This is a genomic window from Bradyrhizobium sp. USDA3516 (assembly GCF_057651995.1).
This window is the reverse complement of record NZ_JBYGYN010000013.1, coordinates 35,021-58,284: the sequence shown is the minus strand read 5'-3', so window position 1 is coordinate 58,284 and position 23,264 is coordinate 35,021. Positions and strand designations below refer to the sequence as shown.

Here is a 23,264-nt window from a genome sequence, read left to right as displayed (position 1 = left end):
GTTGATCTTCCGTACACACCGCAGCAGATGCGAGATGATGCTCAGTCAGCGCCGATGGAGGGGGCTGGTGCCAGACCGCCGCTCTTCACCGAACCATCAGACGCGCCAGCTCAGTCGTCCGACATCTACCGCGGTCTCGACTCTTTCGTTGATCTGCCGTACACACCGCAGCAGATGCGAGACGATGCTCAGTCAGCGCAGGTGCTCAGCCCTGCCGGTGAACCCACGTTCTTCGTCGGGCGGTCGGGCGTACTTCAAGAGCTTGAGCACATCGGATACCGAATCCACGAGGATCGGCAGGATGGCTCCCAGCCGGTGTCGGATTTATTACTCGATGTTCTGAACAACATCGGGGTCCTGCCGGCCAAGTTCAGCGGCCCAACCCAAGTCCCCATCAGCGGTGAGACCTACTCGATCACATTGGGACCGCGAGGACGCTCCGGTGCGCAATTCATCGATCATCCTCGCCCGTCTCCTGTCCCGCCTGCTCAGATCGCCCCCCTGGCTACCGTTGCCTCTTCCGGCCACCGCAGCGGACCCGTGTTGGGGCCCACGCAGTGGCTGGGTGACAAGCATATCCAGTGGGACTATCAGCTCCTGGCGCAGGAGTTGCAGCAGAACAATCCAGATCTCGCCGCCCGGACGCGGTTCGTGGATCCCCTGATAGCCCAAATGTTGCGATCTCCCTCCAAGGAAGTCGCCGAACGAGCATTAGGGTGGGTTCGCCATGATACAGCCGACTTCCTATTCTTGCCGGTAAGCGATGCCAGCGCTACGGATAGACATCAGCGCGGCAGTCACTGGTCGCTGCTGCTGGTTGATCGTCGCGATCGTGGCCGGCCGGTCGCCTATCACTATGACTCCACCCAGGGATACAATGACAGGCCCGCAGCGGAGATCGCAGGACGGCTCGACGCTTACGTGCAACAGGCCCCGATAAGACAGCAGCAGAACGGTTACGACTGCGGCGTCTTTGTCGTGGACGGCACCCGGGAACTGGTTAGGCGATTGGCAGCAAGACGACCGGACCTGAACCTCAACAATCTTGTCATCAGTCGGCAGGATCTGCGGGATCGACTAGGCGCTGATGTCGACTTCAACTGAACAGGTTGCGCGACCGAGTGAAATGCTGTTCTGGCTGATCGAAGATTCGCAATCTGTGTGTTTGCAGACCATCATAGTGTCTCACGTGAGGAGCTGAGTACGCACGACGAAGACCGCCTGATTGACGCATGCGCGCGGGCACAGCGAGCTCTATGATCGGCCGGGTGAAGGTCAGTGGCGTGCTGACCCGGCGGGCTTGTCGGACGCGGGACGATCGGCGATCGCGGCCAGGACCTTGCGGAGCCAGCCTTTGGGATCAACGTCGTTGGGGTGACGGGTCGTGATCATTGTCAGCATGATGGCGGCACGGTCGGCGCCACGCTCGCTACCAGCGAAGGTCTAGTTTTGCCTTCCCTGCCTCTCAATGCGCGCTCAGCGCATTGGTCAAGCAGATCTTGCCATCGTCGAGGAAGCGGGCGAAGTCGTCCCAGCGCCTGGGCATGTAGTTCATAGGCTTCAGGACGTCGGAGGGAGCGCGGGAGGGTTTCGCGCTCGCGCAACAACCAGGCGTGCATGTCTCGAGAAGCGGCTTGCGTTTTTGTCTGCGCTACGCGCGGACGTAAATCGAGGGGCAAAGCTCGAGCCGCAAGCGATCTCATCAAGTGCGTTTGTGAGCAGCACATCTGCGACTCTGACGTTGCGCAATCAGCGCATGCTAATGATACTTATCAGGCTCAGCTCCTGCGCCATCTCAGCAAGAGATTGGGAACTGATCGAGCGTCGTCAGATTCTGAAGTAAGTGCGAGATCAGGGGCATCTGCGGAGATCTTGCCTAGGGTAAGCTCTACAGATGTTGGGAACTCCACGTCGCGGCTACGTCATCGAAGGCACGTTCCGGCCGCGGGCCACCGCACTCCGTGCGCCAGGGATGTCGAACAAGGCTGCGCTCGCAATATCCTTCAGGCTCGAGGAGGCAGCCGCAAAAAGCTGGGTCGGTCGATGGCTGCAATTAGTTCGGCGAAACTCTTCCGTAAATTTCGCCGCCGAATCAAGTCGTCAGGCCGCGAATTCAATCCACTGCCGCCTAGCCCGTTGGGGCATCAACATTCACCGATGGTTCTTTAGCCCACGATAAGTCACACGTCGGATCGAAAAACAAGTAATTGCAAGTCAGTTCTTCACCAGGTTGTACGTCTCGTGCGGTTAAAATTCGGCAATGATCGTCCTGATATGTGTTTGGCTGACTGCTGTGGTTCATGAAGCGGGCATTGTCAGCATTGTACTCTATAACACCATCATTAGACTTGTAGTCTCTTGGATAGGCATGCTTATCGAGTAGAGCTCGAAATGTTGGAGCTAAAGCTTCGTACTGCTCAGGCGTCACCGCGATGTCAACGATTGGGTTATGAATCCAAATCAGCGAACCTTTGGGCAAAAGGGCAGCGGAGAAAAGTCCAATACCGCCAAACTGGTCTGGCTTTAAAACAGTTTCGATAATCAACATTGAAGAAGTCTCCCTAACACGCAGCAAACTAACTGACTTGAGCCCCGAAATCTCCTGCACAAATCGGTAGGGTCGTCTAATCGCGCCTCCGTCCCAAATTGGATTTTTTCGCATTCGTTGCGGCAGCCGCTGGCGGATCGCCTTTCGCGGTACCGCCATCTTGGCGGTGCTGGAAGGGGGCTGCAAGTCAGTGGGATTGCGAGCAAAGATCCGCGTCGATCAAGGCGGCGAGTTCATGTCGCGCGATCGTGACCGGTAAGCCTATCAGCGCGGCGATACGCTTACTTTCTATCAGCCGGACAGAGGTCGCTGCTGCTTGATGAGCTTCATCCGGCGCTCAAACTCCTTGAGGCGAGAGGTCATCTCAGGTCGTCGTCTTCGATGGGCAGAGTAGTGCCCAAGGCAGCCCACGCTGAACCGAACCGTCGTCCCGAAGGACGCGGCTCTCATCAAAGCGTCCAAAACTGGAGTAGCGACAGATACGGCACGGTCTATGCATTGCTCTTACAGGTTTCAGCGACCATCTACCCCGAGAAATGGAAACGGCATTGCTGACCGGCTTTCCGCGGGGACGTTGAGTGCACATGTCAATAGTATAACCAGAACAAGGGCGTTGGCAGCAGCGTCGAGATAGCACTGTGTGACGGAACACGCTAAGCGATGAAGATCGCGCACGGTATCCCGGACCATTGCTGACCCCTGAGATATGTACTGAAAGGCTCGAGGCGGATCGACGAGGTGCTGGGCAGCGCCTCGTTGGCCAGAGGAGCTTTCTGCGGAACGCCACGACCAGGATGTGCATCTGGGACTGATGGACGACCACACCCATCTGCAGCCAGCTAAGCTCAGCCGACGCGTGTTCGATGGGGGCAGGAAGCAGCCTCTTTACTCCGACGATGCTTTCCTGTCTTGGGGCCGCGGCCCCAATCAATGGCAATGCTGTAAAGCGCAACGGCGATAACACCGTAGGTGTTCTTCGCTTTGGCGTTCGGAGGATCAAAGAAGATCGTTGTGCGGCTCAACGAGGAGCCGCACAGCGATGATGCGCGCAAGTTAATCGGGCGGGTAGCGCTCACCCGGCCCCCGGAACCGCGCCAAGCTCGCTGGAGCAAGCTACGCTAGCTTAGCAAGTCTAATACCGGAGCTATGTGGTCGGGTTCCTAATTCTTAGCCTGGGGATTGTCTCTCGGCATCTACATTGCTTGTGTCATGGATGAGCCGAACGTCATTGGGGCCTCCAGGCCCCAAGAGGGCGGTGTAACGTTCGCCGCGAATGTCGTAGTTTATTGCCGGCTGCGCCTCGTTCGGCACCTGGCCCCAGCGGCGGAGCTTCGAGAGCATTGTGTCCGGGGCTGGTTGGTCGCCGTGCGAAAAATTCTTGGGAACGGCGAATGATGCAGCATAAATTTCGCGGGGCGCGGGGGACGTCCCCTCAGCCCTGGAGGAGGACGGCGGAGCGGCTTGCTCGATCGACCGTCCAAGCCGCGATGATGAGGCTCGGTTCGCTGGTTGCGCGCTGGGCTGCGGAGCGTTTTCCAGTCGAAATTGAGGAATGGCAGCGCCTGACGGATTGAGTGGGGTGCTTCGCCTTATCGTTGCCGCGGGCACGAACAGCGCCGTGTAGCGGTCATTGTGAACGATAAAACTGTTGGGTCGGCTGTCCTGGCTCGGCGGGACGTTGCTACGGTCAAGCGCAGCGGACGCGTGCTGGTCGCCCTGCCGGAAATTGAAGGGAATGACGGCCGGTTCTGAGCCCAGGCCGTGGTGATGACCCTCGGTTGGCTCGAGAGACGCCGATGGGCCGGCGTTTCCCACCATCGCCCACAGCAGATCCTGATCGTAGCCTTGAGGAAGGACGAGCCGATCGCTGGCCTGAAACGGTGCGCCGGCGTCTTCCATCGGTTCGCGAACGACTGAACTGCCGGGCTCGCTCACCTGGCGTTCGATAGCATCCCCTTCCGTATGGCTTAGTGTTCTTTGCCTCTTCGTAGGCCTCAACTCCCCGGTGTAATCCTCACCCGTGAGGACGTCGTGACTTGAAGAGGGAGCGCTCCCGGTCAGCTCGTTCCGAGCCGGTTGGTAGCCGTCGCTCCAGTTGAACTGGCGAACGGCTTTTCCGCGATCCGGTCCCTGGTGATCGCGCACGGTTGGGAGAGCCGATGTCAGGGCGGGTTCGCCCATCATGCCTCGCAGCGGGTTCTGATCGTGACCTTCCGCAGGTAGCTCTTTCGGCCAAGTCCAAGCTTCCCGCGGCGCGCTGTGCCAGGCAGCGGTGTCCCCGAGGTGTCTGGTGACGGCGTCTTCAGGCTGAGGACCGTAGGCCGCCTGGTGCCCAAGATCCAAAGCCTCGATAAGGCTACGCTCTTCCTCAGACAGAGGAAAATAGTAGGGATCTGAAGAAGCAGGAATCTCCGCAACGGCAGGGGCATCAAGCTGCGGCACTTCATCCAAGTACGGCTGAAACTCCGCTTGCTGCTCTTGCGGTTGTGACACTGCGGCGTGGTCACGGTCGAATGGGTTGATGGTGTTAAATGGGTCCATGTCAACTCCAGGTGTTTGAGTCGATTCGCAATGCCGAGCCGATAGTGACGCTCTCTCTCGTTCTATTGAGATCAGCTGTCGAAAAGCTGACGCGTTTAGAGACTTACGGATTGCGATCTCAGATCAATCATTTCGCCGCTCTTGACCACGACTCGTGACGGAACCGAGCAGGCGGCATGGCTTTGCGTCTTCGGGACGAGCACAATCGCGTCGGCACTCTGACGCCGCGACGATCTCGGCAACTGATCGTGGTTCTTCAGTCAACGCAGCGTTTCGACGCCCCCCATCAGCTTGCACCATCAATCTTACGGCTTGTGGCGACAACGCTTCCTTGGCTCGCAGGCTCGTGTGCTGCACCGCGGGCGGATGCTCTCGTTGGATTGCAGTTCTCAGCTGGCTCTGGTGCTCGGCGGGAAAGTCATAGAAAGCCAATGGGCTCTAGATTGGGCATCCTTGTCCGGCAATTAAGGTCACGCGCATGTTTAGCGCGGCTTTCGGCGAAGGTATCAAGTGCATGCTCCGCGACCGCCCCGGCTTGGCGCCATTGAGATCCTGCATAGCCTTCTTGCCACTCCAAACCAGTTCGCGATGTCCTTGAGCATGTTGACGGTCTTTGCTGCCGGCGCTCGTATTCAACCTGCGATTGGTCATTCAGGCCCGAAATCATCGAAGGTTCGGTGCATCCCCTCCAGCAGGACCGAGAGCGCCTCCTGGATCGCCTGTCGACATAGCGCGCAGCTAAGGGCGGGCAGCAGAGGATCGAGGCTCCTAGTTCGCCGCGCTCAGACTGGCAAAATCATCGAGGTGAAGCCGATCCAACGCGAGCCGCTCGCGCGCCGGTCCTCACCTTAGGCTTGGCAACCTCGATCGCGCCGATATCCCTTTGCGCTGTTGCGCGCTGGGCGATAGCTGTGCCGCACGGCCCGGCGCGACATCCGTGGCGGCTTCAGCTCGCCGGCGTCTCTGGAATGCGTGCAATTCCGTCCGGCCCGGACGAACAGATCACGCGCTATGTGCGGAGAATTTGTAGCAGTGCATGATCAACCGGTCACGGCTGACCTAAGGGCAGGATGTTGATCGTCTCGCTGGGGCCGTATCGGCTCCTTGAAGAAGTTCTCGCAGGCTTGCCATCCGCCTGGATACGCTGCCTCTCTGAGCGCGTTATCACCGAGATTCCTGCGCAGCTTCCGCATTCTTCGTATTCACCCGGTCCCGTTCAAGACCTCTATGTGCAGAACCCGACAGCAAATTGCAGTTGAGTCGATCTGAATCGCAAAGAGATGCTTGCCTGAACCAAGCTGCCAGCCCTGGCACGTCGATTGCTAAGAACTCCCTACAACATCATGCCACTAACTAGACGCAAAGGCCGAGACAGATCCAACTTGCTGTCCAAACGAATTCTCTAGCATACAAGCGGCGCTGTTAACTGCCGCTCCGCTAACGGAGCCAGTCATGCTGATCGACACCTCAAAGATCTTCGACTCCATTCGCATCAACAAGAAGGAAGCGCGGGAGCACCAGACCGCGGTGCTATGTGAATGGCCTGGTTGCCAAAACAAGGCTACCCATCCCGCGCCCAAGGGCCGCGACAATGCGCGCGAATATTGGCACTTCTGCATCGCCCATGTTCGCGAATACAATGAGTCCTACAATTTCTTCTCGGGGATGGACGCGGAAGCGGTCGCGCGCTACCAGAACGACGCGCTGACCGGCCATCGTCCGACCTGGAAGATGGGCGAGAACATCAGCGCCCGCAAAATGGCCGGCAGCGCGGCCGATTTCGAGGACGACTGGCATGGCTTCTGCACGCAACTCGAGCTGAACGGACGCGCCGGTGCCCGCCCTCGCGCGGAGGCCAAGCCTGAGGCGCGCAAGATTTTAAATGCCGAGCGGAAAGCGTTGCAGGTGATGGGCCTGAATGCCAACGCGACGCTCGGCGATATCAAAGCGAAGTACAAGGCGATGGTCAAGCAGCACCATCCCGATGCCAATGGCGGCGACCGATCTACGCAGGATCGCCTGGTCGAGATCATCAAGGCCTACCATTACCTGAAGACCGTGGTGCGCGAGAGCTAGGGCCGACTTGAACGGCTTCACCCCACCGGCCGCTACTAGCCCTTCATCGTGTGAAGGCTGCATCCGAGCTGGCGTGTAATCCGCTTCAGACCCCCGCGCTAGGCTGAGAGGCGCAGCATCTCCGCCACGTTAGCCGGAGTCTTTATCAACAGCGCGCTCCGGATCAATCCACGACGAGCCTTCCGTGATTCTTTCCTCTTTCATTTGCTCGCTCCTCGGCGTTGCAAGGAGGGGGCAAGTCCTCGCGACGCCGAAGGGGGCGGTTCGAAGGCGCGCCACGGCGAAACTGCTGAAAGTCGGTCCTCGGCTGCTCAAAGACCCCGCAAGACTAAACTGCTGCCCCGCTGTTCGATTTCAAGGATGGAAAGGCCCTCACTCGATTTGGCTTGCGCCTTAGGGCCGCACTCACAGGCAGCGCTCATCCGCGCTCCGCGTCGATGCAGGTGAGGCAACCGGCCTTTAATCACGCTCTTAATCTATATCGATTCGATGTCGCGCCTGAGACGTTGTCGCGTGTTTGACGTATGTCGCATCCGCTCGAAAACACCTCAGATGAGACCGTCTTTCTCCTGAGTGCCTCTCTCTTGAGGGGCATTTTGCCAGATCGGAAAGTGGTACGAGAATTGCTGTGCCCACCATGCTGGTTCTTGGAAGTCCTGAGGATCGCATGCACGCTGTCGTCCTTATCAAGCAGCTGGTCGTCAATGTCCGCGAGTGGCGGCCCAACATGCGCAAGCGCCTGAGAGGGGCTGCACCGGTCCGTGACCTGAGGTGTGCCGAGCTGCGCGAAGAGTTCCGTGCCGAGCGCACTTCTTTACGTCGGCGCTCGAGACGTTGCTATGTTCTTACGAGAAGTGCTGACCTTGTCCGCCGCAACCGCTGCAGCATCAATTGCCAGCCATTCTTTCGAGAGTCTGGATACGGACGCGACGATTCGGCAGCTCGGACAGCAACCGGACCGGCGGCAACGAACGAAGACAGCTCCGCGTTGGCTCAACCTGCGGGCGGCGCGCAGCGGTTTGCTCCACCTATCTGATCGGTGCGGGCCGGGACCGTGTCAAACGTTTCGGGCCCGGCGCTTTCCTTCGCGCGCGCGTCCAGCTGCAAGAAGCAGAGCCAACATCTGTAGAAGTAAATGGGAAACAGAAATGGATGACCAATCGCACGGCGCAATGCCACTCTCCTCAATCAGACGGGAAAGCCGCGGGCCAGACCTATTCAGCTTCGTCGAATGTGCTACACAGACCAGATCAATCAAAGCGCTGTTCGATCTTCTTGTGAATTGCGCGGGCAATGAAGGCTTTGACAAAGTCGCGTACGGAGCACTCACCTGCTCGAATGAGCGTCGTCTGCTGGACTATCTGCCGCCGCCGCCAACTATAAACTTCCCGTCTGATTGGTGCCAACGCTATGCTGAGCAAGAGTATCGAGCGATCGACCCGGTAGTCCGGCGGACAGCAATGCTGCCAAGGCCCTTTCTTTGGGATGAACTAACCCGTCGATATGAACTGCAGCCCCGTGAGCTGCGCGTCTTACGCGAGGCCAGAGAAGCAGGTCTTAAGCATGGCATAAGCGTGCCGTTGTTTGGATCGCAAGGCCGATTGGCTTTCGTATCGTTTGCCTCTCCCTTCGACGATGCCGATCCACGGGATCGCATGGCTCATCTCACGACATTGGCGTCGGCATTTCACAACGCTGTCGCGCAGATTACACAGCCGCTTGATGAAGATTGCGAGACAGACATTCCGCTAACAAAGCGAGAAATGGAGTGCCTATACTGGGTCGCAGAAGGAAAGTCAGCATGGGTAATCGGGAGAATTGTGAAGGTCAGCGAGAATACCGTCAACTTTCACATGAAGAACGTCGTCAGAAAGCTAGGGGCGGCGAACCGGACAAATGCTGTACACAAAGCAACCCAACGCCGCCTCATTTAACTCCGCCCCCGTTTAAAGGCACGATCAAAGGCTCCGTCTTCGGGCGGGCTCTTCTGTTATTGCCGCGGATCGGGACAACCGATCTCAAGTGGCTTCAACGATGTACTTCAACAGAAGCGGCTCAAAACAGATAGCTGGGCACGCAAGCGCATCAGGCGCGCGTATGCGGTGTCCCTCAACAGCGCCCGGTGTGGACTTGGGGCGTCGTCGTTGCATGCAAGTCTCGTTGCGCCAGACTCTCGATCCGCCTCTCAAGCGATCTAGTGTTGCTAAACAGGCGGCTCAACGAGACGGCGGAAGACGCCGACATCATCTTCATTCTCTCCAGCAACCGTCCCGAGGCGATCGAGGCCGCGCCAGCCTCCCGGCGTTATCGATCAGGCATTCGAGGTGCCGCTGCCTGATCCGATCCGCCGAGGCAATGGTTCGCCCTATGGCAGCGGCTTGCCGGTGGACGAAGCCATGGTCGCTGAAGCCGTGCGTTTCACCGCGGGGGCAGCGCCGTCTTACAATTGTGGCGCGATTTCCATCAACGTGAATCCACCTGCTCGTGCAGCGAGGTCAATCTAGGCATTGTGGTAAGGGTTCTCCAGTCATCGACCTTGCCGCATGCTTGATCTGGCAGGAGGTGAGCAGGCCAGGACAATATCGCCGTGGCGGCCGCTGATGGCAAACGGTCTTGATCTTGATCCGTCGCTTGAACTCTTCGTGCGGCTGCTCAATGCTGTTAGTGACCGGTATGAGATCTGCCGGTGCCAACGTTCCGCTGCGGTGTTCTATAGCGTGGTGTATGGTACTACCATCGGCACAGGGGCAGCAGGAGCACGGATCGTGGGTACGGCGATACAGGCAATGAGCCGGGAGTTCGAGTTGGGAGCTGGCCACCTCTGCGACTCACTGTGTTGTAGCAAGAGCGCCAACTCGCACTTTTCGTCTCGCCGCAGCTCAGATGCAGATGAGACGAGTGATTGGACTCGGCATCTACCGAAGCTTTGGAGGGATGTTTGGGGTGGCGGCAGGCTCCGCCGGCAGCACTGATATGACACGGAGTGCGTCAAGGGCTGGCAAGACTCTGCTGGCCAGCGATGAGGTGGTGCTCGACGTCATAGGCAACAGCATGGCGGTCTACGCGCGTGCGCACGCCTTTCGCCCCATGTGATTGTCCGCAGTCCGCTGCAAGCGAAGCAACTCGCGCAGGCTCTCGACAAACCGACAAGATCGTCCCGGTCACGCCGGCCAGTTTGAGGGAAGAAGGTAATCTTCCCAGATTCGGATGCGTGAGAGGCCCAGAAGCGACATCGCGAATAGTTGGGACCTTCGCCAGGATAAGCCGAAGCGCAGGCACAATAGTGCCCGCTGTTCGATCTTCCGCCGAGGCCTCAGCAACTTGGGGAAGGGACTTGTTCTCGACGCACATGGGGCAGGCGCTGCGCTAACAAGCGCCGGGCTTTAGGCAGCCGAACGCGACGATAACCTCGCAATCTCTTTTGGCGCAGGGCCGATCTCGCGGCCAGTTCAACCCGCCACCTCAACTGTTTTGACTGCCAGCCTTAGCGCCAATCCGTTTGGGCAACGTTCTTCCACGTTGGCTTCAAAGTTCGCGCCAATTCCGAGCGTGCAGCAAGGCTCTTTGTTGATGGGCTATCAGAGTGGCGGGCAGGCACCGATCCAGCGCACCTTTTTGCCGGTAGTCCTACGGGATGGGATCGCGGCTACTCTCAGAAGTCACCGAAACTGCCGCAGGCTGCCCAGTCCTTCATCCGAGTGTCGCCACAGTGAAACTGTCCTGTTGGTTCATGTCCTCGGGTCAAAGTGCCACCTCCTAATCTCTAGTTCTCTAGTCTCACGAACAACGGAACTTAACGAAGGAGTTCCGCAAGTGTTTCGGTGTCCAGCTGTTGGCTGCCTTCATTAAATATCTCAACTCGCATCTACTTTTGCGCGACATCAAATACGCGTGGATCAGCTCCTGACTAGATGAGCAAAACGCGGGCCAACTTCAGGAAAGGTTCTTGCTTCATGGCGCTCACGCAGAGATTAGAGTTCCGGCAGTCGCAGTCGCTGGTCATGACGCCGCAGCTGATGCAGGCGATCAAGCTGCTGCAATTGTCCAATCTCGACCTCATGACCTTCGTGGAGGAGGAGCTCGAGCGAAACCCGCTGCTCGAGCGAGCCAATGACCATGTAGCTGGCGCCGAAGCCCCGACTGAAGTCGATCAGGTCAGCGGCGAACAGCTGGCCGAGGCCGCGGCGCGCAACGCCCAGGATGCCGCGCCGACCACCTATACCGAATGGGGCGGCGGCGCCTCCGGTGACGAAGACTACAATCTCGAAGCTTTTGTCGCGGCCGAGACAACCTTGTCGGACCATCTCGCCGAGCAGCTCTCGGTCGCCTTCACCGGGCCCGCGCAACGCATGATCGGCCAGTACCTGATCGACCTCGTCGACGAGGCCGGCTATCTGCCACCCGACCTCGGCCAGGCCGCCGAGCGTCTCGGCGCGTCGCAGGCCGAGGTCGAAAACGTCCTCGCCGTGCTGCAGAAATTCGATCCGCCCGGCGTCTGCGCGCGCTCCCTTAGCGAATGCCTGGCGAACCAGCTGCGCGAGCTCGACCGCTACGACCCCGCGATGCAGGCGCTGGTCGAGCACCTCGATCTGCTCGCCAAGCGCGACATCGCGGCGCTGCGCAAGATCTGCGGCGTCGACGACGAGGACATCGCCGACATGATCGGCGAGATCCGCCGCCTCAATCCCAAGCCCGGCATGAAGTTCGGTTCTGCGGGCCTGCAGACCATGGTGCCCGACGTCTATGTCCGTCCGGGTCCCGACGGCGGCTGGCACGTCGAGCTCAACAGCGACACCTTGCCGCGCGTGCTCGTCAACCAGACCTATTATTCCGAGCTGTCGAAGAAGATCGGCAAGGACGGCGACAAGTCCTATTTCACCGATGCGTTGCAGAACGCGACCTGGCTGGTGCGCGCGCTCGACCAGCGCGCCCGCACCATCCTGAAAGTGGCGACCGAGATCGTGCGCCAGCAGGACGGGTTCTTCACCCATGGCGTTGCACATTTGCGGCCGCTCAATCTGAAGGCCGTCGCCGACGCCATCCAGATGCACGAATCCACGGTGTCGCGCGTCACCGCCAACAAATACATGGCGACCAACCGCGGCACGTTCGAGCTGAAATATTTCTTCACGGCCTCGATCGCCTCGGCCGACGGCGGCGAGGCGCATTCGGCGGAAGCGGTGCGTCACCACATCAAGCAGCTAATCGATTCGGAGGAGCCCTCCGCGATCCTCTCGGACGACACCATCGTGGAACGCTTGCGCGCCTCGGGCATTGATATTGCCCGCCGCACGGTCGCGAAGTACCGCGAAGCCATGCGCATACCCTGCTCGGTGCAACGCCGCCGCGACAAGCAGTGGTCAACGATGAACAGTCGAACACCGGCAGGAACTGGCCTCCATGAAGAAACTCCCAGCCCTCAATTTGGAATCAACAAGCTACGCCTTGGACTTCCCTGAAAGGGCGTCTTGGCACGACATTTGTTGATTGGTGAGTGAACGAAGCCGCTCGCGCCGACTCCCGTCTGAGAGGTCCCGTCCTCCACCGTGTCACACATTTCGTAAGCGTAAAATAGGCTGTTGCTGCCTTGAGCCCACATCTGCGCACCGGGATCGATCAACATTTCGAGCAACTCATGGGACACGGTGACGCTCACCTTCTCCCCGGCCGCGACGGTACTCTTGACGAAGACTTTCGACACAGGCTGGCCGTCCTTGGTCAGATCATGATAACCGAGGGCATCGGCCGCATCAGAATCATCCAGAAAGACAATTTGCCATTCATCGGGCTTCGGCTTGTCGGCAATCTGAAGCTTCGCAGGATAACCCCATAGGGGTGCGAAATCTCGCTCCAATTGCTTTTCTAATGCTGCCACCAGTTTCTTGAGGTCGACCTCAAGGGGTGCCTTCGCCAGATTCACAAAAGTTACGGTCGGAAATTTCCCTTGATTGAATGCGGCTGCTCTAATCTCGCGAAGCTCCTTCGAGTAGCGTTAAAAAGGGTTAGGTCTGCATGCGCGGGGGGAAATCACAAATCACCAAATGGATCTTCATCTTTGTCATGCGGAATTGGGTCCACCACCCTAGGCGTTCGGGTCTTCGTCTTTGGTCGCTTGATGACCAGTGTTTTTGCCTTCTTTGTGCGCCTGGAGGGGCGAGGTGGGGCGCGCTTTTGGGCTTTCGAGGTTGGTTTTGCCATTCGGAGGTGATCCCTTATGGAGCGCGAATGAGTTGGAGCTCGCGACTTTTCAGTTGGTCGACTGCCCTGGCCGCAAGTTCTTCGGCCCAATTACGAGCCTGCGCAGTAAGAGTAGCTCCGTCCGCCGATAGGCGTGGCGTGCGGACAGGGCGGGGCGGCAACCTTGCCATGCGCACGGAAGGGGAGACGACGGAGGCATCGCCGCTTCGTTCTCGGGAGAAGAGGTAGCTACGCAGCGAAGTAGATAAGCTAGGACGTCCTTATCTACAGCAAGGCCCACAGTGACTTTATGGGTGTCCGTCCGGTTTAGCGAACCAGTGAGCGAAGCGTCGGCGAGTTGGAAGCCTGAGCCACGGGAGTAAACGTGACCTTGGGCGTTGATGATCCGTCAATTGTCGTCGTGAAGGTAAGTTTATCGGCAATGGTTGGAGCGCCGATCGCGCCGGCTGCGGCGTCCTTTTCAGACAACTGCCCAAGATAAACCAGCTCGAAGAAGGTCTTCACAAGTTCATCGACACCGATATGGCCGGCGATAGGATAGACGTAGTTGGCCTGCTTTATTTGCCCGTCGCAGTATCGGTGACCTCGAACAGGCACATTTACTCTTACTAAGAGCTCGCTGAAGGTGTCGGTGATCGTGAAGGCACGCTCGTTAGTTCGATTCCTGTTGAAATCGCCTGACACAGCAAGTTTCAATTTTCGTGCCCAAGGACCCAACAGATTCACGGTGGTGCCAAGATCATTTTGTTCACTCATGGTGAGATCAAAATTGTAGGCAATCGCGGTCGAGTAGATCACCCGGTAAAAATTCGCACTTGTTCATATTTCGGACCCGGAAATCGATCTGGATTGAAGTTGCTAATCGAGTCGGGATCCGCTTGGTAATCCGCTAGTACTTGTCGGGCGATTGGATCGCCGAGTTGATCATCATGATCGGTGCCAAGCCGCGTAGCTGTCGGATCAGAAACTGTAACGCGGCCTCGCGCGTTTCACAGCGGATTTGCCGAGCAATATGATACGTATTTACACCTGTGACGTCTTCTGGCAGCGGATGGATGGAGCAATTCACCAACGGCAATGCAGCCGCACTCGCGGCAAGTATTCGAATAATCATCGGATGTCCCCTGCCAACGTCTAATCCTCTGATTGTACGCACATCGTGGTTGTCTTGTATGTCGTATTCGCGCGACAGGCCGTGAAATTCACAAATCGTTGGGGCAAACCGTGCTACCGCGCACGGTACCGATGGCAATGGTACTTTTGGTTTCTCCGCCGGGCTGGCTACCTCCAGCGATTTTTGAAGCGAGACGATGTTAGGCTCTCGTGAAGGTAGGGGCGCAGTCGGCGTTAAGTTCGCTGGCAGCGCCACCCCTCAGACGTAGGCCGAGCCGACCCGGCGTCAAATTCACCGGCCACGCGCTCTTCCTGCGACGCAACGGCTGAAGGCCCTTAGGCATGGTCTTGGGAGTTCTCGTACGCTCGGGCGGCCGATCAATGAGCTCCGATAAATGGACAGCCAGCGTTCCGGAGATGCGGTCCAGAAGGTCAATTGTTGGATTTTTCGCTTCTCGCTCAAGACTGGCCAGGTAGGAGACGGTCAATCCCAGCCTCATAAGCCAATTTCTCCTGCGAAAGACTGCGTTCTAAGCGGATGAGACGCACATTCCTAGCCACAAGCACACGACGTTTCAGGCGCCCAGCCATGGCATTCGGCCAGCCGTCAAGCCACTGGCTATGGGCCTCCCTGGTCTGACGCAATCAACGATCGATACTCAAACCACCTTTAATCTAAGCACGGTCTCGAACAGGTTGTTAACCTGCTGCGAGAATCTGTCCAAGTCAACGCGCCTGGAAGCGCGCGAATGGCAACGTTGATGTCGGCAGCGGCTTCGCTTGTTGAAATACTGCGCGACACCGGCGAGAATCGCTGAAGTTCTGCGCCGCTTGCAGGCTAATCATGTCGTGGATAGCAAGGTTATGCTGGGGGTCTGATGGATTTCAGCGCGGTTTGTATCGTCGGCCTGGTTGTGACTGGCGTAGCGACGATCGGCTTCTTCGGTGCAAACCATAACTTCAGGGCGGCGGTCGACCGGTCGGTCGCCCCGATGAAAGTCCCTGAGCGGCGATGGCGCGGATATAGCGCCCAGGACCTGAACGAGTTCAGGATAGCCGCGCTCAAACAGCCGACAGCGCTCGGGAAATCTGCGCTCGATCTGTATCGCGACCGTGTGTTGCTACTTGATATGGGTTTCGCCGTTGCCTTGGGCCTTTTCAGCCTGCTGTCTTGGGTTGTGGCTACGCAGCAAGCCGGCTCGTCGTTCGTGTCGTCCCTCGCGATGTTCTGCGGAATGGCGGGCGTCATCTACGGTCTGTCCGACCTGGGTGAGGATATCATCCTTCGGATGCTTCTCCAGCCTGGACGCGCTATCCGCGATGACGATGCCAAGAGAGCGACTGCTCTTACGTGGTTGAAATTCGCAACGATCTGCATATCCATTGTCGGAGCTATAGTGTTCGCGCTCCTGTCCATTGTGCTAAAAGCGATGCCATCCAATGCCAAGTCATAGAGCTTGGGAGGCGAAGATGTCGGCCTTGCTCTCGTGACACTCGGTCTCTGACTCTGTTTGTCTTGGTTCGAATCCAGGTTGCCTGACAACACTACGGAAGATATATACGAGACAAAACACGACGGAGCTCTCGTGCAGGCGGACGATTGCAGGGCGGCTTTGGAGCGCATTGGGTGGCCCAACGGTCCCGTATGCCTTCATTGCAAAGCATCAGGCCGTGCCATTAGCGTGGTTGGTGATGCGTCGCACCGCCCCGGCCTCTGTCTGCCTCTGCTCTGAATGCCGGCAACAGTTCGCGGTCACTGTGGGCACTCCGCTAGAGGGGTCTAAGCTCCGCTTGGCTTCATGGATTCAGGCCGCTCACATGCTCAACGCGTTGCCAGCAGTGATCACCGCAGGAGAGGTTGAAAAGGCGCTGGACGTTACTTACAAGACGGCATGGCACACCGATACAAAAGCTCTTGAAGGCTGTGGAGACCTATTGAGGTCCGTTGCCACTGTTTGGCGCGACGGTTAGGGCTCATGTGGAGCCGTTGCTGCCGAAGAAAAGCAACACACGGGCTGCTTGGGTGCGGAGAAAGGCGAAGAAGACTGCCGGGACCTATAAAGCTCCACGAGTGCCTGTAGCCACTGGAGCGCTGTCAGGATTGCAGTTCACGCCACCGGCCACCAAGGCCCATGTAGAGCGCACGGAGCGGTTCTTGTGGAGGGTGCTGGAGGCTTAGATGCGATACGACCATCTCCGAGATACGGATGGCGTGCTGAGGACTGATGGAGGATTTGTTGTGGCGGTAGATTTCGGATGTCGGTTTGAGGACTTGAGCAAACAAGCTGATGCAATTGACGCCTCCAAGAAGTATGAATCAGGAGGCGAATATGGCTTTGCCGGCCATCGCATCGATCAAAACGACCTTATTAGTTGGTCTGTAAAGGTCCGACATCTGCTGGTCACGGTCTGCGGCGAGACTTCACAGCACTTTCAGGAGTTCGTGAAGCGCGAAGAGCCGTCGATGTACACGACCAACTATGAGACATTTCTCAAGCAACGAGCGGTGCTGTCTGCGGCAAGAGAAGATTTCGAGGGTGGCTACCTTTCCAATCTCAAAACACTGATCCAGAGTGAAGTCTTTGACAGTGAACTCGATCAGGCGGCCGAGCTGTTGGCTTCGGGTTACGAAACTGCTGCTGCCGTTATTGCAGGAGTCGTGCTAGAAACTAGTCTCCGTGAGATGTGCACCGAAAATGGCTTGCAAGTTGGGAAGCTCGACAGGATGAACGCGGATTTGGCTAAGGCTGGCATCTACAATAGGCTCCGTCAGAAGCAAATCACGGCATTTGCAGATATTCGCAACAGTGCTGCACATGGGGATAGCAAGGGCTTCAAGAGAGAAGACGTTGCCAGCATGATTAGAGACATTCAGAGTTTCCTCGCTGAACGCTGATATTGGTCAGTCCGCAAAGAGTTTTGCGACCTCATCGGCTTCCAACGCTTCTTGTCGGGCAATGCGGTAACAAGTCGCTCAACCATTGCGCAATGCGAGAAAACAAGGTCAGAGGCACGGGCGTACCCTTGATGCTTCATTCGGACTTGCTCCTCCTCCTCGAAGTCTTCTAGTAGCCCGACCATCTTTCCATAGTCACCCCCAGCCTGCTCCTTCGTGCGTAGGGGCGTCGAAGAGCTCTTGAGCCTCTAAGCCACGCGATGCGTGTTCGGCGACGTGCCTACACATCGAATCACTGTAATAGCGTAGGGCGGAAGTTTTGTTGTGCATTGCGAAAGCGCCTCTGAAGGGACGAGACGAATGACCCCGAACTTCGATGCGATGAACGAAACGGACGTTCGAGAAATCATCGTGCGTCCTCTTCTCCACCGACTTGGCTATGCACCCGGATCAGTCGCCAATATCCGCACCGAAGTCCCGCTGCGGTACGACAGGGCCTTCCTGGGGCGGAAGCAGCCAAAGAAAGATCCTCCCTTGGCAGGGCGAGCGGACTATATCTGCGATGCGACGTCCTATGGGCGCCGGGCCGTAGAGGTTAAAGCGCCTTCGCAGCCACTTACTCAGGACGATGTTGAGCAGGCTCACACCTACTGCGCGCACCCCGAGATTAGCGCAGCATATTTCCTATTGACGAACGGTCGCGAGTTTAGGCTGTACGCGACGGGGCGGCTTAAGGAGCCCTATCTGAGTTGGACTTACGAAGAGACTGAACTGAAGTTAATGAACCTCTTCAACGTCGTGGGCTACGACGCTATCCGAAGGCTCACAGAGATAACTCGCCCAGACATCAATAAGCCCTTAGGGCCGGGACTTCCTTCCGAAGTGAAGATTGTGGGCGAAGAGATTTTGTATGGCGATCACCGATCTGACCATCCCTTGTTTCAGACCAACGCGCTGAAAGGGAACGGTTACGGGCGGCCAAGTCAAGCGGAACGAGGATGGGCGCCTTCTCGCAATAGTAGGCGTGAGGAGTCCCTTTCAGCAAATTGCAGCCCTGAACAAGCTCGCGGGTCTGGAAGACTTCAGCTTCTATTGTGCGGACGAGTTCATTTCTAGAAATGTCGAAAGGCCAACGATCTGTCAGAACGTGGTGAGTGGTGAGCTTCCACCGGGACACAAAGCCCAATTGTTGCCCGGGTTGCCCCCGATTCCTGTCCCTGGCTTCCAGTTCACAGTATCTACCTATGCAACGGGCTACGTGGATCGGACCACGTTCGTAGGTGTGCTCGCATTCGACTACCAATACCAGCTTATTCGGGGCTTCTCATCCGGCAATCCGACCCTGGATGCCGCAATTGCAGCCACTCCGGCAACCGCGCGAGTAGAAGGAGAAGGCACGTTCAAGGTGCTTCTCAATCTGCATGGATAGAGAAACGAGCGGTCGCGCCTGAGAACATTGATGTGGGGCCTGAGTGGAAGATCTAGAGCGCTACCTAAATGAGATTGTCGAGCCAACCGTGAACGACTTCCGGGAAGACCCGTCAAGCGTGAGGAAAGGTTTCCTCGCCTGTGTGGCGATAGATCATTCCGTCGACTATTTGGCGTATCCGGGAGACCGCTCGCAATGGGACGGAAAGGCGCATCGCGATAGGCGCGCGAAGCTGCGAAAGCAATTCAGAGAAGAATGCGAACAGTTCCGAGTAGCGAGCGAGGCGGCCAACGCGTTCAAGCACGTCAAAACCACAAGCCAGAGCGGGCTCGAAGCTGCCGAAGTGTACGAACGACCGCCCGCAATGGCAGGCAGGGCTATGGCTGGCATGTCAATGGCTGGTGATGTGTGGGGGGCAGTCGTAGTAGATGGTCATAACCTCCTTAAGATCGTCACCGAAGCTCTAAGCTTTCTGCGGTCGAAGACGCGGTAATCCCACTGTGCCTTTCGGCCTGTGCGCTTGCAAAACCTCAGCTCGCCGCAAGCGCGAACGCTTTGGAGGACATTAGCCCGCCCACATAGCTCTCCAAACACGCCAGGGCAGAATGGCGGCGCGTGATGCCCGATTTGTGCAAAGGCCGATAGAATTTAAGCTAGATGACTCTTTTCTTGAGGAAATTGATGGCGAGGGTGCACCTGCACATGGTCGCACGCCGGCTTTCATCTTCGTTGACGAGCTCCACATCTGGAAAAATGCTGAGTTCTGGAAGGCGCTAGCCTCGGCGCTTCCGAAGACGCAGGGTTCGCTAATGGTCGTCGTCACGACAGCGGGGCGTGGCCAAGAGAACATCGCGCATGCAGTGGACCTACGGTAAGGCGCGGCGGGTCATGCGTGTCATAGCTTATTGACCGATGTAGCCATTAGTCACACCACCCTGTGGTGCCGGCACTGTGCAAGGTCCGCCTATCGGCCCGGTCGGACCGGGGATTCTCCCCATGACAGTTATGCAAGCGTTGCCAAGTCCCTCCGGGGGCTTTTGCAGCGCCTCCTGAGATCCCTGCAGGTTTTGTGCGGCCACACCGTCCAGTCGTTGAGTCAGGCCCTTATTTACGTCTTCAAGGAATCCAGCTAGTTGCGCTTTGACCGGTGCCGAACGCACCTCGTCAGCGTATGCAACGGAAACAATGGAGAGGGAGGCATGCTGGACTGCGGGGGGCTTAGCTGGCGTCGCGCCATTTATAAATGATGTGACGAGTGCAGGTGCGGCGATGCCGAGCTGAACAATTGCGAATGGCTGTTTCACCTCATTGTTTAGCAATGCCATCATGCCGCCGAGAAAGATCAGCACAACGACCCGTATTACATAGCCTACATAATTGCCGACACTAAGGACTTCAGGGTGATCGATAAACGGCGCAAGATCGACGGCGAGCACGGTTACCAATATAGGTAACAACCCACCGAGTGCGCCTAACAAAAACGCTCCGGTGCGCGACATGACTCAACTCCCATGCCGGATAAAGGACTTCCAGAAACAACCAAATGGTAATCCAAGGGCGGATCAACTGCAACGGGAGGTCAAGGGGCGGGAGGCGCAGGGCGCATCAAAAAGGGGTGCAAGTGCTGACTAATCGTAGAAGAATTCGTGGGGAGATATTGCGATGGTTAAGCCTTCCGTTTCCCGTGACGCCTTTCGAGGCTTGTTCGCCTTTTATGCGGCCAAGACCCACGTCGTCTGGATGGGGGCTGCAAGCGCCATGCACGATAATTGTGGCACCGTGCCAGCGTCCCCCAAAGCACTGCCGAAATACTCTCGGATCCTTCCAGATCGAAGAAGCGGGACGAAATCTCTTTTTCCGCGTGCTTGTGGTTCTAGACGCACTCTATCTCGACAACCAATTGCCTTCCCCATGACGGGCAATGTTTCAGTGCGTACAGGTAGCGAATGACGCCGGCGTTCGACAACGACAGCGAACCAGCAGAATTTGTGAGGCTGCCCGAGGCGGGTCTGTGAGCGAAAGGCGAATCTTGCGCATGAGCAAGAAGATCTTGGGGTGCATGCCAATCCCAATTCCGGAGGGATCAAGACAAGACCAACGGAATTTAAGCCGATGCTAGAGCATCGCAGGGACGTTTTTGTGTTTTACAACGGTTGAGCGACGGAAAAGGCGCGAACGCGTCGACCGGCGCAGGAGACACCGTATCAGCGATCACTCAATCCTGGTACGGACTCTCAACTGGAATAGCGAAGCCGGCTTTCACGCGATCCAATACGACCATCGTCTTGAACCCCTTGATGTCCGGGTTCACATAGAAGAAGCGCCGAGTGAACTCCTCGTATTCTTCCATGCTAGTAGCGGTAACGTATAGGACGAAGTCCGCGTTCCCCGTCACGTAGAATCCGTTGACAACCTCGGCTGACAATTTGATGGCCCTCTTGAATCTATCGATGATATCTGAACGCTCCCGCTCCATAGTCACTAGCACAAGCATTTGAATCGGCCGTCCAACGGCCTTCGGCGAAACGATCGAGACGTCGCCTTCGATGATACCTTCCGAACGAAGCCTCTTCAGGCGCCGTTGACATGCGGTGGCAGAGAGCCCGACAAGTCCGCCGATCACCTCGGAAGTCAGACGGTTATTCTTTTGGACGATCTCAAGGATGCCGGCGTCGATTCGATCGTATGGCATTTCGGTTCCAGTTCCGGCGAATTTCACCGCGAAAAGGCTGCGCGACGCAGCCGATTATGTCATCATGTCCGGATCAAGCATTCCGAGGGAACCGCCGTGTGCAACTTATTTGCGCGACAGCCTCAGCGTAATTACGAAACCCAGACGCGTTCGTTGCGGATCGGAGGTCATTGCACATCAATCCGTCTCGAACTCGCATTTTGGGACACACTTGAGGAGATTGCGGCAAGGGAGAGGATGAGCGTCGCGAAATTCCTTACCAGTCTCCACAATGAGGTCCTCGAACATCACGGCGAGGTGAATAATTTCACCTCGCTCTTGCGATGTTGCTGTCTCATCTATCGTTCCGGCGGTAATAGCGCACAAACCGATTTCGTTGCTCCTGTGTCAGGCTTGCGGAGCAGCCAACCGGAGCCCCGACTATCCACGTTGGAGCGCGGGCAGCAAACCGACGCAGCTCTGTCACTCCCGAAATGACAGGGCTGCTCGCCTTCAGTCGCGTTTAGATCTCTTTCTTTTGCACCGCAGTAGCCATGTAGTCCGCCTGCCGGATCGCCAGCGACAGATCGTCAGCGTTGGGATTGCAGGCCGCGCCAGGGGTGAACTGACTGCCGTCAGAGATAAACAAATTCCTGATGTCGTGGGTCTGGCCGAACTTGTTCACCACGCCATCCCTGGGGTTCTCGCTCATCCGGTTGGTGCCGAGATTATGGGTGCTCGGATAGGGCAGGGTCGGGTACGTGACTGTCGCGCCGACCGCCTCATAGACTGCGGCGCCCTGCTTGTAAGCGTGAGCCCGCATCGCAATGTCATAGGGATGATCGTCGAAATGCACGCTCTCGTCCGGAAGGCCAAACTTGTCATTCACCTTGGGAGCGAGCGTGACGCGGTTGGTCTCCTGCGGCATTTCCTCGCCGACCAGCCACATGCCGGCCATCCGCGGATAGCTTTCTATGGCGCTGATGTACTCGCGTCCCCAGGCCCCCGGCTTGAGGAATGCCGCCAAGAAGGGCACGCCCAGCGACAGCGTTTCCATCTCGTAGCCGCCGACGAAACCGCGGCTCGGGAGAATGACGACCTTGATGCCCTTCTGCGCGAGTTCGTTGCCCAGCGTACCGCCGCCGGCGCCAGATCTCACAATCACAACTACGCCCGAGTCGTTCAAACCGAATCTTGCCATGGTGCGCTCCTCCTGATGGGATGTTGACCGGGCTTAAGCCTTCGGCAGCCAGTCTATGTCGGAGAAGCCGCGTTTGATGTAGCCGCCGTGTTCGGCGGAGGAGCCCTCATAGCCGAATTTGGGCCACAGCTCCTTCTGGTTATACAGCGAGATGACCAGATCGCCGCACACCGTCTTGAAGAAGCCGCTTTGCTCAACGCCGCGGAGCAGCGCCACGCGGTCAGTCTCCCATTGCACCTCGGCATACGGCACCAGGTGGCGCGCCCAGGCATCCTGATCCAACCTGGCGATGCCGTCCGCAATCAGCGATTTGATCGCCGGATCCTTCGCCGCCTTTAAGTCCCACGGCTTGATCGCCGTGACGTAGTCATTGTCGCCAAGCATGTCGTGCGGAAAGATGTCACGCGCGACCTTCACCAACGTCTTCAGCTGAGCGGGTGTCAGCGCAACTGCATCGTCCGCCCAGGCATCCTGGATGCCGAGCCCTGTGGTGGTCGCGGCCGCGACAATCGGCACCGTGCTTGCCGCACCCTTGAGAAAGACTCGGCGGTCGAACTTGCTGCGACGATCAACTTCCCTCATGAGCTCCTC

General features: G+C 57.7%; 17 protein-coding genes and 2 pseudogenes. 9 read left to right on the top strand and 10 right to left on the bottom strand.

The window, feature by feature from the left end; genetic code table 11:
* Positions 1-1,104, top strand: a 1,104-nt coding sequence (locus tag AC24YW_RS32320; RefSeq protein WP_487486512.1) for a Ulp1 family isopeptidase, incomplete at its 5' end; no start/stop codon positions are given.
* Between the two features lie 201 nt (positions 1,105-1,305).
* On the opposite strand, the pseudogene AC24YW_RS32315 reads toward AC24YW_RS32320, so the two are convergent.
* The 3 genes and pseudogenes from AC24YW_RS32315 to AC24YW_RS32305 form a co-directional block, all read right to left on the bottom strand.
* Positions 1,306-1,625: pseudogene (locus AC24YW_RS32315) on the bottom strand (IS66 family transposase); the annotation flags it as partial.
* A 503-nt stretch (positions 1,626-2,128) separates the two neighbouring features.
* Positions 2,129-2,548 (bottom strand): SET domain-containing protein, encoded by a 420-nt coding sequence (locus tag AC24YW_RS32310; protein WP_271596584.1) that lies wholly within the window; start codon positions 2,546-2,548, stop codon positions 2,129-2,131.
* 1,167 nt (positions 2,549-3,715) lie between these two features.
* Positions 3,716-5,089: a hypothetical protein gene (locus AC24YW_RS32305; protein WP_487486511.1), complete on the bottom strand. Its 1,374-nt coding sequence runs from the start codon at positions 5,087-5,089 to the stop codon at positions 3,716-3,718.
* Between the two features lie 1,452 nt (positions 5,090-6,541).
* Between AC24YW_RS32305 and AC24YW_RS32300 the strand changes: the two genes are divergently transcribed.
* The 3 genes from AC24YW_RS32300 to rpoN all read left to right on the top strand — a co-directional run bounded on the left by AC24YW_RS32300 (position 6,542) and on the right by rpoN (position 12,624).
* Entirely contained in the window at positions 6,542-7,165 is a 624-nt protein-coding gene (locus tag AC24YW_RS32300) for a J domain-containing protein (protein ID WP_487486510.1), read from the top strand.
* Positions 7,166-8,313: 1,148 nt separating this feature from the next.
* Positions 8,314-9,099 (top strand): helix-turn-helix transcriptional regulator, encoded by a 786-nt coding sequence (locus AC24YW_RS32295; RefSeq protein ID WP_487486509.1) that lies wholly within the window; start codon positions 8,314-8,316, stop codon positions 9,097-9,099.
* A 2,019-nt stretch (positions 9,100-11,118) separates the two neighbouring features.
* Complete coding sequence (gene rpoN / locus AC24YW_RS32290; RefSeq protein ID WP_487486508.1) at positions 11,119-12,624, top strand: RNA polymerase factor sigma-54; 1,506 nt, start codon at positions 11,119-11,121, stop codon at positions 12,622-12,624.
* Here the strand turns inward: rpoN and AC24YW_RS32285 are convergent.
* From AC24YW_RS32285 to AC24YW_RS32275, 3 genes are all read right to left on the bottom strand, one after another.
* Entirely contained in the window at positions 12,585-13,085 is a 501-nt protein-coding gene (locus AC24YW_RS32285) for a hypothetical protein (RefSeq protein WP_487486507.1), read from the bottom strand. The genes rpoN and AC24YW_RS32285 overlap by 40 nt on opposite strands.
* A 584-nt stretch (positions 13,086-13,669) precedes the next feature.
* Positions 13,670-14,161 carry a hypothetical protein gene (locus AC24YW_RS32280; protein ID WP_487486506.1) on the bottom strand — a complete coding sequence of 164 codons (492 nt, stop codon included), beginning with the start codon at positions 14,159-14,161 and terminating at the stop codon, positions 13,670-13,672.
* A gap of 515 nt (positions 14,162-14,676) precedes the next feature.
* On the bottom strand, positions 14,677-14,976 hold the full coding sequence (locus AC24YW_RS32275) for a helix-turn-helix domain-containing protein (RefSeq protein WP_487486505.1): 300 nt from the start codon (positions 14,974-14,976) through the stop codon (positions 14,677-14,679).
* Positions 14,977-15,354: 378 nt separating this feature from the next.
* Here AC24YW_RS32275 and AC24YW_RS32270 point away from each other — a divergent pair, with 378 nt between their 5' ends.
* The 4 genes from AC24YW_RS32270 (at position 15,355) to AC24YW_RS32255 (ending at position 19,676) form a co-directional block, all read left to right on the top strand.
* On the top strand, positions 15,355-15,930 hold the full coding sequence (locus AC24YW_RS32270) for a hypothetical protein (protein ID WP_487486504.1): 576 nt from the start codon (positions 15,355-15,357) through the stop codon (positions 15,928-15,930).
* 725 nt (positions 15,931-16,655) lie between these two features.
* Positions 16,656-17,372, top strand: coding sequence for a DUF4145 domain-containing protein (locus AC24YW_RS32265; RefSeq protein ID WP_487486503.1), 717 nt, complete (start codon positions 16,656-16,658; stop codon positions 17,370-17,372).
* A 360-nt stretch (positions 17,373-17,732) separates the two neighbouring features.
* Positions 17,733-18,488, top strand: a complete 756-nt coding sequence (locus tag AC24YW_RS32260) for a type I restriction enzyme HsdR N-terminal domain-containing protein (RefSeq protein ID WP_487486502.1) — start codon at positions 17,733-17,735, stop codon at positions 18,486-18,488.
* Between the two features lie 918 nt (positions 18,489-19,406).
* Positions 19,407-19,676, top strand: a complete 270-nt coding sequence (locus tag AC24YW_RS32255) for a terminase large subunit domain-containing protein (protein ID WP_487486501.1) — start codon at positions 19,407-19,409, stop codon at positions 19,674-19,676.
* A gap of 27 nt (positions 19,677-19,703) precedes the next feature.
* Here the strand turns inward: AC24YW_RS32255 and AC24YW_RS32250 are convergent, their stop codons facing one another.
* Both AC24YW_RS32250 and AC24YW_RS32245 read right to left on the bottom strand, forming a co-directional pair.
* On the bottom strand, positions 19,704-20,300 hold the full coding sequence (locus AC24YW_RS32250; RefSeq protein WP_487486500.1) for a hypothetical protein: 597 nt from the start codon (positions 20,298-20,300) through the stop codon (positions 19,704-19,706).
* A 716-nt stretch (positions 20,301-21,016) separates the two neighbouring features.
* Entirely contained in the window at positions 21,017-21,493 is a 477-nt protein-coding gene (locus tag AC24YW_RS32245; protein ID WP_487486499.1) for an Lrp/AsnC family transcriptional regulator, read from the bottom strand.
* Between the two features lie 96 nt (positions 21,494-21,589).
* Here AC24YW_RS32245 and AC24YW_RS32240 point away from each other — a divergent pair, with 96 nt between their 5' ends.
* Positions 21,590-21,970, top strand: a complete 381-nt coding sequence (locus AC24YW_RS32240) for a ribbon-helix-helix domain-containing protein (protein WP_487486640.1) — start codon at positions 21,590-21,592, stop codon at positions 21,968-21,970.
* A gap of 25 nt (positions 21,971-21,995) precedes the next feature.
* Here the strand turns inward: AC24YW_RS32240 and AC24YW_RS32235 are convergent.
* A pseudogene (locus tag AC24YW_RS32235) lies at positions 21,996-22,559 on the bottom strand (GMC oxidoreductase); the annotation flags it as partial.
* A 147-nt stretch (positions 22,560-22,706) separates the two neighbouring features.
* Positions 22,707-23,255, bottom strand: a complete 549-nt coding sequence (locus AC24YW_RS32230; RefSeq protein WP_487486498.1) for a gluconate 2-dehydrogenase subunit 3 family protein — start codon at positions 23,253-23,255, stop codon at positions 22,707-22,709.
* Positions 23,256-23,264: the final 9 nt, after the last annotated feature.

Bases quoted from the DNA above. Each gene is read 5' to 3' on its own strand.
- AC24YW_RS32310 (WP_271596584.1), bottom strand. From the start codon at position 2,548: ATGTTGATTATCGAAACTGTTTTAAAGCCAGACCAGTTTGGCGGTATT.
- AC24YW_RS32305 (WP_487486511.1), bottom strand. From the start codon at position 5,089: ATGGACCCATTTAACACCATCAACCCATTCGACCGTGACCACGCCGCA.
- AC24YW_RS32300 (WP_487486510.1), top strand. From the start codon at position 6,542: ATGCTGATCGACACCTCAAAGATCTTCGACTCCATTCGCATCAACAAG.
- AC24YW_RS32295 (WP_487486509.1), top strand. From the start codon at position 8,314: ATGGATGACCAATCGCACGGCGCAATGCCACTCTCCTCAATCAGACGG.
- rpoN (WP_487486508.1), top strand. From the start codon at position 11,119: ATGGCGCTCACGCAGAGATTAGAGTTCCGGCAGTCGCAGTCGCTGGTC.
- AC24YW_RS32275 (WP_487486505.1), bottom strand. From the start codon at position 14,976: ATGAGGCTGGGATTGACCGTCTCCTACCTGGCCAGTCTTGAGCGAGAA.
- AC24YW_RS32270 (WP_487486504.1), top strand. From the start codon at position 15,355: ATGGATTTCAGCGCGGTTTGTATCGTCGGCCTGGTTGTGACTGGCGTA.
- AC24YW_RS32265 (WP_487486503.1), top strand. From the start codon at position 16,656: ATGCGATACGACCATCTCCGAGATACGGATGGCGTGCTGAGGACTGAT.
- AC24YW_RS32260 (WP_487486502.1), top strand. From the start codon at position 17,733: ATGACCCCGAACTTCGATGCGATGAACGAAACGGACGTTCGAGAAATC.
- AC24YW_RS32255 (WP_487486501.1), top strand. From the start codon at position 19,407: ATGGCGGCGCGTGATGCCCGATTTGTGCAAAGGCCGATAGAATTTAAG.
- AC24YW_RS32250 (WP_487486500.1), bottom strand. From the start codon at position 20,300: ATGTCGCGCACCGGAGCGTTTTTGTTAGGCGCACTCGGTGGGTTGTTA.
- AC24YW_RS32245 (WP_487486499.1), bottom strand. From the start codon at position 21,493: ATGCCATACGATCGAATCGACGCCGGCATCCTTGAGATCGTCCAAAAG.
- AC24YW_RS32230 (WP_487486498.1), bottom strand. From the start codon at position 23,255: ATGAGGGAAGTTGATCGTCGCAGCAAGTTCGACCGCCGAGTCTTTCTC.